We start from the raw sequence: 13,120 nt of genomic DNA, 5'->3' as shown, positions 1-13,120 counted from the left end.
CCCGTGTAGGAACTGCACCAAAAGCCGAGGTGCGATAACCGGGTGCTTTAATCGCAATAATATGATAAATCAAGTCATGTTTATACGGCGATGGCTTTACTCGCTGACCTCCAACCATCGACATGTGGCGCTCTCGATATTGATCGTCGGACGGCCGGGCACAAACACATCCGCCTGAATGCCCGGCACTATCAATCGATCAGAGTGGCGTAACGTCGAAGCCAAACCATTTCTGCGATAATGTTTTGATCGTGCCATCGGCCTTGGCTGCATCGATTGCCTTGTCGAACATCGCTTTGAGTTCTGGTTCGTTCTTGCGCAGACCGACCGAGCTGCCTTTGCCCAGGAACCCACCCTGAAAGCGCGGACCGGCCACAGTCATCTCCTCATTGCCTGGCTTGGCGGCCGATGTCGTGAGATAGGCCATGGACGCCATGACGAGATCGACGCGGCCCGCGGCGAGATCAAGGTCGTGTTGCTCGGTGGTCTTGTATTCGCGAACCTCGACAATGTCCTTCAAGTATTTCTCGACAAAGGTCGCACCTGTCGAGGCTGTCTGGACGCCGATAGTCTTGCCTTGCAAAAGTGGTTTCAGTTTCTCCAAAGCGCTGACGGCACCTGCTTCATTGGACGCCAGCGAGAAGACTTCGCCCTTGAATTCCATGCCTGCCAACGGGCTTGATTTCAACGTTGCAAAAGCCTGGCCGGTGGAACCATAGGACTGGCTGAAATCGATGATCTGCTCGCGTTTCGCAGTCGCCGACATGCCCGACATGATGGCGTCGAACTTACCGGCATTGAGCGCCGGGATCATCCCGTCGAAGTCCTGGACGACGATCTTGCACTCGACTTTCATATGATCGCAAAGATATTTCGAAAGCTCGATCTCATAACCGTCGAGTGTTCCGTCGGGCTTGGTAAAGTTATACGGCTTGAATGCGCCTTCCGTGGCGATGGTGATCTGCGTCCATTTCTTGCTTTCTGCTTGGGCGGCCGACGAAAAGACCAACGCCGACAGCAGCAAGGCTTTCAAAGTAAAAATTGCATATTTCATTTCCAGGTATTCCCCTTTTGCGGCTGATGAGTTCAGCCTTTGATGAACTGTTTGAATCGTTCGGATTTCGAGTTGACGAAAACATGTTCCGGCCGGCCGTCCTCCTCGACGAGCCCCTTGTGCAGGAAGACAACGCGGCTTGAGACATCGCGGGCAAAGCCCATCTCGTGGGTGACCACCAGCATGGTGCGGCCCTCTTCGGCCAGACCGCGCATGACGCGCAGAACCTCGCCGACGAGCTCCGGATCGAGCGCCGAGGTGGGCTCGTCGAAAAGCATCACCTTCGGCCGCATGGCGAGAGCACGCGCTATTGCAGCGCGTTGCTGCTGACCACCCGACAGATGCGAGGGATAGTGATCGCGCTTTTCAGTGATACCGACTTTCGCAAGAAGCGCTTCAGCCTCTTCCACGCACTCTTTGCGCGGGCGCTTCTGCACATGGATCGGTGCTTCGATGACGTTTTCGAGGATGGTCTTGTGCGACCACAGATTGAAGCTTTGAAACACCATGCCGAGCCGTGAGCGAATGCGTTCGACCTGCGCCTGGTCCGCCGGCCGGCTTTTGCCATCGCGCGTGCGCTGCATGCGGATCGTCTCGTCGCCGACTGTTACGTCGCCGGAATCGGGCACTTCGAGAAGATTGATGCAGCGCAGCAGGGTCGACTTGCCGGAACCGGAAGACCCAAGGATCGAGACGACCTCGCCCTCGCGGGCGCCGAGCGAAATCCCTTTCAGTACTTCGACATTGCCGAAGCTCTTGTGCAGATCCTTGACGTCGAGCGCCAATGGCGTGATCGCAGGCGCTTGAGCGTTCATTTGCTCTCTCCTTGAACGGGGGTCTGCAGGCGCGGCGCGCGAAGATGCGGGCTCAGCATGTATTCGACGACATGCACCAGCCGCGTGAGCAGGAAATTGATGGTCAGGTAAATTACGCCAGCGACGATGAAGACCTCGATGGCGCGGTAGGTTTCCGAGATGATTTTCGCGGCGACCCCGGTGACTTCCATCAGCGTGATGATCGAGGCAAGCGAAGTCGCTTTCACCATGGAGATCATCTCGTTGCCATATCCAGGCAATGCCTGCCGGATAGCAAGAGGCAAGACGATCCGCCGGAAAACCATAAAGCGTGGCATGCCGCACGCTCGGGCAGCTTCTATCTGGCCGTGCGGAACCGACAAGAGGCCGCCGCGGATGATTTCGCTGGCATAGGCGGCAGTATTGAGCGTCAATGCAATGACGGCGCACCAGTAGGGCTCGCGCAGTATCGGCCACAGAATCGTATGGCGCACCGCCGGAAACTGGCTGAGCCCGTAGTAGATGAGGAATATTTGCACCAGCAGTGGCGTGCCGCGAAACACGAATACGTAGAACCGGGCAAACCAGTCCAGAACGCGAATCCCGGAAAGCCGAAGCAATGCCAGACCGAGGGCAAGAAAAGCGCCGAGCAGGATCGACGTGGCAGCGAGTTGCAGCGTCAGTGGAATAGCCGCGACAAGGCTGATGAACGTTTCAAGCGTAAATGTCCAATCCATCAGTTCCTCCTGACACCGCGTGAAAAGTAGCGCTCGGACCATTGCAGCAGCGCACCGGAGAAGGTCGAGATCGTCAGGTAAATCGCGCCGGCCACGACATAGAAGTTGAAGGGCATTCCAGTCGATCCGGCGCCCACCTGGGCCTGCCGCAGCAATTCAGCGACGCCCGTAATCGACACGAGGGCCGATTCCTTCAACACGACCTGCCAGACATTGCCCATACCGGGCAGCGCGTGACGCAGCGTCAATGGTGCGATGATCCTCCGGAAGCGCAGAGCGCGCGACATGCCGCAAGCGACAGCCGCTTCTATTTCACCCCGGTGCACGGCCTTGAATGCCCCGCGAAACACCTCTGTCTGCTGGGCGCCCGACGTGATGCCGACCGCCAATGCACCGGCCAGAAACCCCGGAAAGCCGATAAACCCCTCCGAGCCGAAAAAACGCCCGATCGCTGTTACCGCTGCACTGCCGCCGAAATAGAACAGATAGATGACGAGAAGGTCGGGAATGCCGCGCAGCACAGTGGTATATCCATCAGCGATAGCCCGTATTGTCCTGCCGCCGGAGATCTTTGCCCAAGCGCCGAATGTGCCTATGATCGAACCGATCAGAAAACCGGATATAGCGATGAGCACCGTCATCCAGGCTCCGGCGAGAAGGGCCGCACCCCACCCTCCCGGTCCAAAGCTGATGACGTCAAGGAAGCCCGGCTGGTTCATGGCCAGTACGATCCGAATTCATAGAACCGATTGAACGGCATATCTGTGCCCTTCTCTTGAAACTGCGCGTTCAATTTCCGCTGAATGTAGGCGTGAGATCGAGCTTGCTCCACTTTTCTGAAAGCGTCTTGATGACGCCTGCCTCGGCAGCAGATTTGATCGCAGCATCGAACTTTTCGCGAAGATCGGCCTCGCCCTTGCGCGTGCCAAGCGCCACTTCCGTTGCAAGCATGGCGCCTTTGACAAGCGGGCCGGACATCTGCAGATCCTCATTGCCTGGCTTGGTCAACATCGAGGTTGCGTATACGCCACTGTCGAAACCCGCATCGATACGGCCTGCCTTCAGGTCGAGATCGCGTTCGGGGGAACTCTTGTAGGTCCGGACCGTAACTGTGTTGCCAAAATAGGATTGAATAAGCTGTTCCTGGCTTGTCGAGCCAACAACGCCGACAGACTTGCCCTTGAGCTCCTTGCCGATCTCGGCCATCACGGAGTCGGCCTTGGCATGGTCATTCAGATTCAGGCGTTCGCCCGTCATGGGGAACGCGGTTACCGTTCCATCCTTCAACGTCAGGAAGCTGGCAACGCCGCTCGCATAGGGAACCGTGAAGTCGACGACCTGCTTGCGTTTTTCGTTGATGCCGAGCGTCATGACGAGATCGAACTTCCCGGCGTTCAGACTGGGGATAAGGCTAGTCCATTCGCCAGTGATGAGTTCGCATTCGACCTTGGCGCGCGTGCACAGATCCTGGATCAGATCGACATCGAAGCCTGACAATTTGCCCCCGGAGTCAATCATGTTCCAGGGCGGAAAGGCACCTTCGATCCCGACTTTGACATGGGTCCAGTCCTTGGCGTTTGCCGCCGTACCCGTGAATGACAAAGCGGCGGCTACGATAGCCAAAAGCAATTTCTTGTTCATGTTCATTCCCCTTTATTTGGAGGCCGCAAGGCCTCATTATTCGCGAACTGTTGTCAGGCCGCGTTCAGATCAGCACCGCCTCCAGTTCCGCATTCGCTTCCATCAAGGCATGGGCAATGCGATTGTGCGTTTGACGCGCGTGCACCGCATAAAACGGTAGCTCGGTCGAACCTTCCGGATGCCGCGCGAGTTGTCTGATCCCCTCCAATGATGGCCAGGCCGGATGCGGCAACGCTGAATCGTGATGGAAACGCTCCCCGGTCGTATAGTTGAGCGGGACAAGCCGGCGCGATGCGCGCATAAGCGCAGCATTGATACGCGAGGCATCCACATCCGTAGCAGTCTTCGACGCCGCAAGCAGACTTGCCGCATTGTTCCGGAGAGCTGATGCACCATTTTCGAGGGAGCTGATGTCCAGCCTGACGCCGAGCTGCTGCTTGATTTGCGCAATTTCCTCAGCGAATGCATCCGCATAGGCCGTATAGTCATAGGGCAGGATGCGAGAGGTCAGCAGCTGTCGCAGAACCTGAATAACGATCCCGGTATCGCGGACGAGGTTCTTTGGATCAATGTGTTCGATCGTGTCATGCGGGGTATGCCACCACCAGCCGAGCGCCGTCAGCATTTTGACTGGTCCGGGCGGCTGATGGCTGAGACTTCCGAACATCGAGGGAATGCCGATGCCCCAGAAAGACTGGTCGGCTGAACGACCATGACGCCGCCCGGCATGTTGCTGTCCGGTGAAAGCTTCGACTGCCGCGAAGGCCACTGCCTTTAACTCGTCGACCACGCCTGAATTGGTGAGCACGCTTGCCCCCTCGCCGCCGGTCGAATCCACGTTGACGTGGGCGATGCAGCGCTGCTCCAATTCGGTCCAGTATTCGTCCGCGTACCATGCCGAGCCCGAATAGCGCCCATGTGAGTGGCCCGACCAGAAGCATATGCGCAGCCCCCTTCGCCATTCGCCACGATGGGCGGCAAGCAGGCGCGCAGCCTCCAGCATTGTCGCATTGGCGCCGCCATTATCCATGACGCCGTAGTGCCATGTGTCATGATGGCCCGAGAAAAGCACGAAAGGTTCGCCTGCTTCGGCAGCCAAGGAACTCAACTCGGCGACCAGCAGAGGCGTTTTGCGCCAACCTGTATCCACCTCGGCCTGCATGGAGACATTGACCGTCTCCCCTCGCTCGCAGCGTGTACGCAGTTTCGCCCCTTCGTCATTAGGCACAGAACAGATGACGGTGGACGGGAGATTTGAACGCGTGTGCTGTGAAGGGCTGCCCCACACGGGCGACACACACATTTCGTAGAGGTGTTCGTTGGGACTGACATGAAGCTGGCCGACCCCCCCGGCAGCGCTGGCAAGCGCAGCGACCTCTTCGGTCGCTATACCATCGACGAGAACGACTTTCCCCGCAACGTCCGCGACCCTGAACTCCGCCGCTGTGCCTTCGCCGACGTAAACCAGTTCAGCCGAAACCCCGGGCGTGGAAACGGACATCGAATGGGTGATGCAGCGCAGTACGCGACCATCCACAATGACCCGCGCCTTGCCCGGCAGACTGATATAAGCATCGTGCTGGATGAGCCGGACATCGTAGCCATAGCTTTCCATCTGCGCTTGCAGATAGCGGAAGCTTTCAAGTTCTTCAGGCGTACCGGACAATTTCACTCTCCGCGAAAACGCGCGAATGTGTTCCATCAGTTGATCTTTGTCCGGTTCAAAAACTGTTTCAGACATCCGTGTTCTCCGGCAATGGCGGCTCGACGTCATCCGGTATGGGGTTGATGAACGGCGTTCCGTCCAGACGCTGTCTATGGTCGGCCTTGGCGGCCCCAATGAGATCCGGATTGGCAAGCAGGTCGATGGCTGTCGCGGCCATCACTTTCGCAGCATGTTCCATGCCCTTGTGCGCCGCAGGCAGCTTGCCTTGAGCAACCAGCTGCCATGAATGTCCCGGCGTGCCAATGGCATAGGTCGCGCCGCGCATCTGCACTGTCGGGACAACCCAGCTTACCGTTCCCACATCTGTCGAGCCGACGATCGATCCATCACCGCTCTCAGGGGGGGAAAATGCTGTCGCACAACGCCTGGCCTTTCTTCGGCATCACGTTAAATCGCTTGTAGGAGGATAGGATGTCCTCTTGCGAGAACGTCTGCTGAAATTTCCGCGCAGTCTCATGGTCGGCCTCGTCGAAATCCGGCGGGCCAAGACGTTCCAGCTGCGCATGCATCAAGGTTTCGAGCGGCGTGTTACCGACAAGATTGGCATCGCCACTGACAATGCGGCTGCGTACGGTGGTTTCGGTCATCAATGCCGCACCATCTGCGACCTTCTTGACCCGCGCCACAAGGCTGTTGAGTTCGGGCAGGTCACGTGCCCGTACCAGGTAGCGTACAGTTGCCCGGGCCTGAACGACATTCGGGGCAGAGCCACCTGTGTCGGTAACGGCATAGTGGATACGTGCGCTCGATGGAATATGTTCGCGCATGTAGTTCACGCCGACATTCATCAGCTCGACAGCATCCAGGGCGCTGCGTCCCAGATGCGGCGTTGCCGAGGCGTGCGACGCACGGCCGCTGAAATGGAAATTGATTTCGTTGCAGGCAAGCGAGATTGGATTGTTCACGCCGGCAAAGGCTGCCGGATGCCAGGAAATGGCAATGTCGACGTCGTCGAATACGCCAGCACGCACCATGAAGCCCTTGGACGAGCCACCCTCTTCAGCGGGACAGCCATAGTAGCGTACGCGTCCCCTCAGTCCGTTTTTTGCCAGATAGTCCTTGACGGCAGCTGCTGCGAGCATCGATCCTGACCCGAGAAGGTTGTGACCACAGCCATGGCCATTTCCGCCTTCGACTATTGGCCGCTCTTCGGCCAGTCCAGCTACCTGGCTGAGGCCGGGGAGCGCGTCGAATTCGCCGAGAATGGCGATGATTGGTCCGCCCTCTCCTGCTTCGCCCATCACTGCGGTCGGCAGATTGGCGATGCCGCGGGTGACGCGAAACCCTTCCTTCTCGAGCAGATGTGCATGCTCGTCTGACGAGCGATATTCTTCGTAGTTCGTCTCGGGCATCTCCCAAACGCGATCGCTCAATTCAAAGAATGCAGCGCGCTTGGCCACGACGATTTCCCATACTTCTCCCGAATTTCTCATGATTCCCACTTGGCTGTTTTTATGATAGTAACCAAAATTGGCACCAATTTAGACGCAAATAGTTTTTACGCAACCTCTGTGTAAAATTATTTGTCTGGCGTACATCTCGTAGGGAACGAAGACCTTACAGCCGGCACGCATTTCGATGGATACGGGGAGAGACGATGAGTGAAGCAACAACCAAAACAAGATCACAGCTCAAAGCCGTCGATGTCACCGATTTGATCCTGCACGATATTCTAGCTGGCGTGCTCGCTCCAGGCGCATGGTTGAAACAGATCGATCTCGAACAGCGCTACCAATGCACCCGGCCGGAAGTGCGGCGCGCTCTCGACAGGCTGGTACAAAGACGTCTGGTCGAACATGTTCCCAATCGCGGTTACCACGTGTATGAACCCGATGGCCGTCAGGCGACGGAAGTGAGCGACATTCGTGTCATCCTCGAAACGGCGGTCGCGGACAAGATCGTTGCCAACTCCTCGGAACTGACGACGAAAAAACTCCGGGACCTCGCATGCCGTTTTGACGATCTCATCATGAACGGAACGATGATCGAGCTTTACGAAGCCAATCTCGCCTTTCACCGCGAGTTGCTCGCGCTCTGCGGCAACAGCGAACTGGTGAACCTCGTTACCGAAATCCGCCAGAGGACGTCTTCGGCGCCGGTGTCACAATGGAAAACACGCGCGCGGATTGAACAATCGTCGCGGGAGCACCACCAGATGATCGATGCCCTGTCAGCGAAAGATATCGAAGAACTGAAGCGCGTGACCGTAATGCACATCAAGCAGATGTAGAGCGAACCTCGACGTCAGGGATCGCTCCAACCGGGATTTTCACGACAGCCGGATGGAGCTCGCGTACAATGCCGCTCGTGCCACGACAAGAACGGAGGAGTACAGATGAAACCGAGAATTTCCGTAATTACCCTTGGTGTAAGTGATCTGGAAAAGGCTGTCGAGTTCTACCGCGTTGGTCTTGGCCTACCGACTGACGGCATCGTGGGGAAGGAATTTGAGCATGGAGCAGTTGCATTCTTCGATCTGACCTCAGGGCTGAAGCTGGCGGTCTGGTCACATGACGATATTGCCCATGATACGGGAATGCCCAAGACGGCTCCGAGCCCGACCGCCTTTACTATTGGCCATAATGTGTCCCGGAAAGACGAAGTTGACGAAGTAATGGACCAAGCCCGCACTGCCGGAGCGACGATCATAAAAAGTGCCCGGGACACGTTTTACGGCGGCTATGCGGGGTATTTTCAGGACCCTGATGGACATCTTTGGGAAATCGTCTGGAATCCCGCCTTTGTCCCACCAGATTGAACCCGGAGGACTGCTGCCGGCGTGATTGTGTGTTTGTCACCCAATGTCGATATTCGTCACTGTTGCAAATCATATAAGTCTGTGCTTATGTATCTGCATGAGTGAGACAGAATTTTTCAAAGCGTTGGCCGATCCGACAAGACGCGCCGTCTTCGAACGGTTGGCCGACGGCGAGATGAATGCCACGGACTTGCGGCAAGGATTTGACTTGTCGCAGCCGGCCATGTCGCAGCATCTGGCTGTCTTGCGCATGGCTGGACTGATCGCGGAACAGAAACACGGCAGGAATGTCCTTTATCGGATCAATCCCGATGGCGTGGCGAAAATCCATCGATGGCTTAGCCGCTACAATGCGTTCTGGCCAAGCCGCGTGGATGACCTGAAGCAGCTTCTCAAGGAGATGGACCAATGACACGCACGACTGACGCGAGCGTAAACCTCACCTATGAACTGGACGCTGCTCCATCTAAAGTGTGGCGAGCCTTGACCGTACCGGAATATGTGTCGCGATGGCTGAAGCGACCCGGGGTAGAGGACGATGCACCGGAGAGCGGCGCGCAGCAGCCACCCTTCGAACTGCATCTGATTTCCGCCGATCCTGATACGCGCGTGCGTTATAGAATCAAGGATAACGATGCCATTAGTGTCGTGACATTCCAGATCGGGGCGAATGATGCTGGCGGCACGACCTTCAGTATTGTCCATGAAATTGCGATGAACGCAGCCAATAGCAATAGCCGGACACCTCTGCGCGCAGCAGCCTAAAATTACCCTGCTAACAACACCGGAAGGAGGTCGCCTATGCGCGACATGATGCAACTCGTCCCTATGGTAGTGGAACAATCCAGCCGCGGCGAACGATCATTCGACATTTACTCACGCTTGCTGCGCGAACGTATTGTGTTCCTGAATGGCGAGGTCGAAGACGGAATGGCGGCACTCGTCTGCGCGCAATTGCTGTTTCTGGAATCGGAAAACCCGACGAAGCCGGTTTCGATGTATATAAACTCGCCCGGCGGTGTCATTACCAGCGGTCTGGCGATCTATGACACGATGCAGTTCATCACATGCCCCGTCGCAACGTTGTGCATGGGGACAGCGCGGTCCATGGGTTCTTTCCTCCTGATGGCTGGTGAACCCGGTCAGCGCACTGCATTGGCGAATTCAAGTATTCATGTGCATCAGCCACTCGGCGGCTTTCAGGGACAGGCCTCTGACATCTTCATCCATGCGGAAGAAATGCGCCAAACCAAGGCCCGAATGATCCGGCTTTACGCGCAGCATTGCGGGCGCTCGTTCGAGGATGTGGAAAAGACACTGGATCGCGATCACTTCATGACCGCGGAGGAAGCCAGGGAGTGGGGCCTTGTTGACACGGTTCTGTCAAAGCGGCCGGACTAGAGTAGTGACTTGTGATTCAAAAAACCAAACAATGCCACCGCCGATTGCGCGAACGGCCGGCATTTCGATCCTGTCGGCATCCAACAGATTGCAAACAAATGATGTTTGTGCTTATATTGAATGAACATTCAATAAGTAAGAGCGGATTTATGCAGGTTAATCAACGCGATTTGACGATTCCGGACAATTGGGACCGCCGGGGACTGCCGGCCTGGAGCTACAGCAGTCCGGCCTTGCTCGAGCTCGAGAAAGAATACGTCTTTCGAAGCCATTGGCAGATAGCCGGGCATGTCTGCGATGTGCCCAACGTCGGTGACTATGTCGCGCTTGATATCGTAGGCGAGCGGGCCCTGATCGTGCGTGGTAAGGACAGCGAAATCCGTGCCTTTCACAATATCTGCCGTCACCGGGGATCGCGTGTCGTCACCGATAACAAGGGAACATGCAACAACGCGCTGGTCTGTCCCTTCCATGGCTGGGTATATAATCTCGACGGCACCCTGCGAGGCGCGGCGCGTCCACGCTCTTTCCCGGAGATGGACAAAAACGAATTCGGTCTGTTGCCACTCGAACTCGAAATCTGGATGGGTTTTATCTTCATCCGTTTTCTCAAGAGCGCCCAGCCATCAGTTGCCACGTTGATGAAGCCATTCGGGGCGGAAATCGCGAACTACAAGATCGCGGATATGGTGCCTGCCGGCTTCTGGACGCAGAAATCGCCCGTCAACTGGAAGTCGGTGCGCGATGTCGACAATGAAGGATACCACGTGGCAATGGCCCATCCGGCGCTCCAGGACCTCTACGGCTCGACCTATTACGACGAGCCATTCATCAATGGCGTGTCGCGATCTTTCGCCAGCTATAATCCCCATGCGGGACGGCGCTGGAGTGTGCGCAACTATATCAATCTGGCACCGGAGGCGACGCATCTGCCCGAGAACCTTCGCAACGCGTGGATCTATTACGGGATTTTCCCGAATTCTGTGATCTCGGTTACGCCTGAAGGCGCGCAGTATTACCAGGAGTTTCCGTTGTCGACAGGCGAGACCCTGTTGCGCGGCGCTGTATTCCGCAACAAGGATGAAACTCGACAGCAGCGGGCTGCCCGCTACCTCGCCTCGCGCATCGATCGCGAGACGAGCTCGGAAGATGTTCAGTTGACGAAATGGTCAAATGAATCGATGCTGTCGAAATCGTTCTCGGGATTCTATCTCTCGGATCTCGAATATGGTGTCCGTTCGCACCACGACCACCTGCGCAATGTGCTGCCCGTTCTAAAGGTTGAAATGGCCCCTTCAGAGGTCGAGGTGCCCTTGCTGAACGCGCAGCTCGCCGGACAAATCTGACAGGACTGTATTGTCGATCAAGCCCGGCGGAAACGCCGGGCCGCATCATTAGTCGGCTTAACCTTGCCAGACGCCCTCACGCCGTAGATCGTCCATCGTGCGAGAAATCCCTTCACGCAAGATCCCCACCATATCGTCGATCTGTTCGCGGGTAATAACCAGCGGCGGAGACATGACGCACATATTGATGAGCGGCCGCACCAATAGGCCGAGCTGATGACAATGTGTATCGATGCGCATTCCGACATTCGTATCAAGTTGCAGCGGATTCTTGCTCTCGCGGTCGGCAACGCACTCGACGCAGGCCATCAGGCCCATCCCGCGAACCTCTCCAACCAGGGGTAGTTCCTCAAGCGTCTTCAATTGCTGCTGAAAATAGGGCGCAACGGACCGCGCATGAGCAAGGATGCCATCCTCGAGCAGGTCGAGATTGGTGAGCGCCACGGCGCAGCCGACGGGATGGCTGGTGTAAGTCAGTCCATGCGCATACATCGCCGTCGGGTGATTTGAACGGCGCAGTTCTTCAAGAAGACGCTCTGAAATGACCATGCCGCCGAGCGGAAAATAGCCCGAGGTGACGCCCTTGGCGAAGGTGATGATATCCGGATCGATATCGAACACATCCTCGGAAGCGAAGACGTGCCCGAGCCTGCCAAAGGCCGTGACCACTTCGTCAGCGATGAACAGTATTTCATTGTCCCGGCATATCTTGCGGATGCGGGGTAGATAGTTTTCGGGCGGCAGAATGACGCCGCCTGAAGCCTGGACCGGCTCACCAATGAACGCACCGATCTTATCGGCGCCCACGCGGCGGACCGTCTCCTCGAACTCGGCGACCAGCATATCCGAGAATGCGGCTATGCACATCCCATCGGGGCGGCGAAATGCGTCCGGAGAGGACAATTTGACGACAAGTTCGTCTGCCCCATCCATCCAGTCGCGATCCCGCGGACGCCCGTTCAACGATGCCGAAAGATAGGTAGAACCATGATAGGCGCCGCCGCGCGACAGGATCAGCTTTTTCTCGTGCCGCCCCCGCGCATTGTTGAAAAACTGCATGAAACGCAGTGCGCTCTCGACGGCTGTCGAGCCGCCGGTGGTGAAAAAGACGTGATTGAGGTCACCAGGCGCATAGGCGGCGATACGCGCTGCGAGCACCGCCGATGGCTCGTTCATCGTATACCAAGGGGTGTTGTATGATAGTTGCATGGCCTGGTCGTACATGACGCGCGCCAGCTCTTCACGGCGGTGCCCCACGTTGACGCACCACATGCCTGCGGGCCCATCGATAAGCCGCTTGCCCTCGCCGTCCGTGATATAGATTCCCTCGCCGCCACTAATCAGCGACCTGGCTTCGGCGCCGATTTCTCCAGCACAGGGCCATGGCTGAACCAGATGCTGCTTGGCGAGATCGATCGTCTCGTGATTTGTCAGCGCCGCTGCCACCCCGGCTGCCCGTATCTGTTTCACCGCCGCCATAGTTCCCTCACACTTGTGTCGGGTTTTCCCCGTTTAAAATTACACTCAATTATTGGAAATCAATAGGATTTCTCCCATTATATTGAATGTTCATTCAATCAATATGTCAGAAATAGCACTTGATTTCAATCCACAGATAGGCGCATGATGCAAGAAAGAAGGCACGACAGGGAACGTGCCGCGT

At 56.8% G+C, this 13,120-nt stretch carries 13 protein-coding genes and 1 pseudogene; 6 read left to right on the top strand and 8 right to left on the bottom strand.

What is annotated here, in order from left to right; translation table 11 throughout:
* Positions 1-199: 199 nt before the first annotated feature.
* From N8E88_RS20220 to N8E88_RS20190, 7 genes and pseudogenes are all read right to left on the bottom strand, one after another.
* A complete protein-coding gene (locus tag N8E88_RS20220; RefSeq protein WP_262295224.1) occupies positions 200-1,054 on the bottom strand; it encodes a transporter substrate-binding domain-containing protein in 855 nt (284 codons plus the stop codon).
* Between the two features lie 32 nt (positions 1,055-1,086).
* Entirely contained in the window at positions 1,087-1,869 is a 783-nt protein-coding gene (locus N8E88_RS20215) for an ABC transporter ATP-binding protein (RefSeq protein WP_262295223.1), read from the bottom strand.
* The gene (locus N8E88_RS20210) at positions 1,866-2,585 is read right to left on the bottom strand and encodes an ABC transporter permease (RefSeq protein ID WP_262295222.1); all 720 of its coding nucleotides are present in this window, start codon (positions 2,583-2,585) and stop codon (positions 1,866-1,868) included. Before N8E88_RS20210 ends, N8E88_RS20215 begins: the two co-directional genes overlap by 4 nt.
* Positions 2,585-3,304, bottom strand: a complete 720-nt coding sequence (locus N8E88_RS20205) for an ABC transporter permease (RefSeq protein ID WP_262295221.1) — start codon at positions 3,302-3,304, stop codon at positions 2,585-2,587. The genes N8E88_RS20210 and N8E88_RS20205 overlap by 1 nt, the downstream gene beginning before the upstream one ends.
* A 70-nt stretch (positions 3,305-3,374) precedes the next feature.
* The gene (locus N8E88_RS20200) at positions 3,375-4,226 is read right to left on the bottom strand and encodes a transporter substrate-binding domain-containing protein (RefSeq protein WP_262295220.1); all 852 of its coding nucleotides are present in this window, start codon (positions 4,224-4,226) and stop codon (positions 3,375-3,377) included.
* A gap of 64 nt (positions 4,227-4,290) precedes the next feature.
* Positions 4,291-5,967 (bottom strand): M28 family peptidase, encoded by a 1,677-nt coding sequence (locus N8E88_RS20195; RefSeq protein WP_262295219.1) that lies wholly within the window; start codon positions 5,965-5,967, stop codon positions 4,291-4,293.
* Positions 5,960-7,385: pseudogene (locus N8E88_RS20190) on the bottom strand (M20 family metallopeptidase). Before N8E88_RS20190 ends, N8E88_RS20195 begins: the two are co-directional and overlap by 8 nt.
* Positions 7,386-7,549: 164 nt before the next feature.
* On the opposite strand from N8E88_RS20190, the gene N8E88_RS20185 reads away from it, so the two are divergent.
* The 6 genes from N8E88_RS20185 to N8E88_RS20160 all read left to right on the top strand — a co-directional run bounded on the left by N8E88_RS20185 (position 7,550) and on the right by N8E88_RS20160 (position 11,457).
* On the top strand, positions 7,550-8,182 hold the full coding sequence (locus tag N8E88_RS20185; protein WP_262295218.1) for a GntR family transcriptional regulator: 633 nt from the start codon (positions 7,550-7,552) through the stop codon (positions 8,180-8,182).
* Positions 8,183-8,287: 105 nt separating this feature from the next.
* Positions 8,288-8,710, top strand: coding sequence for a VOC family protein (locus tag N8E88_RS20180; protein WP_262295217.1), 423 nt, complete (start codon positions 8,288-8,290; stop codon positions 8,708-8,710).
* A gap of 97 nt (positions 8,711-8,807) precedes the next feature.
* Positions 8,808-9,122 (top strand): ArsR/SmtB family transcription factor, encoded by a 315-nt coding sequence (locus tag N8E88_RS20175; RefSeq protein ID WP_262295216.1) that lies wholly within the window; start codon positions 8,808-8,810, stop codon positions 9,120-9,122.
* The gene (locus N8E88_RS20170; protein ID WP_262295215.1) at positions 9,119-9,475 is read left to right on the top strand and encodes an SRPBCC family protein; all 357 of its coding nucleotides are present in this window, start codon (positions 9,119-9,121) and stop codon (positions 9,473-9,475) included. The genes N8E88_RS20175 and N8E88_RS20170 overlap by 4 nt, the downstream gene beginning before the upstream one ends.
* A 36-nt stretch (positions 9,476-9,511) precedes the next feature.
* The gene (locus tag N8E88_RS20165) at positions 9,512-10,111 is read left to right on the top strand and encodes an ATP-dependent Clp protease proteolytic subunit (RefSeq protein WP_262295214.1); all 600 of its coding nucleotides are present in this window, start codon (positions 9,512-9,514) and stop codon (positions 10,109-10,111) included.
* A 149-nt stretch (positions 10,112-10,260) separates the two neighbouring features.
* Positions 10,261-11,457, top strand: coding sequence for an aromatic ring-hydroxylating oxygenase subunit alpha (locus N8E88_RS20160; RefSeq protein WP_262295213.1), 1,197 nt, complete (start codon positions 10,261-10,263; stop codon positions 11,455-11,457).
* Between the two features lie 57 nt (positions 11,458-11,514).
* Here N8E88_RS20160 and N8E88_RS20155 read toward each other — a convergent pair whose 3' ends face one another.
* Positions 11,515-12,936 carry an aminotransferase gene (locus N8E88_RS20155; RefSeq protein WP_262295212.1) on the bottom strand — a complete coding sequence of 474 codons (1,422 nt, stop codon included), beginning with the start codon at positions 12,934-12,936 and terminating at the stop codon, positions 11,515-11,517.
* Positions 12,937-13,120: the final 184 nt, after the last annotated feature.

Origin of the sequence: Phyllobacterium zundukense (assembly GCF_025452195.1) — a bacterium.
Taxonomy (GTDB): Bacteria; Pseudomonadota; Alphaproteobacteria; order Rhizobiales; family Rhizobiaceae; genus Phyllobacterium; species Phyllobacterium zundukense_A.
This window is presented reverse-complemented; position numbering and strand designations above follow the sequence as displayed.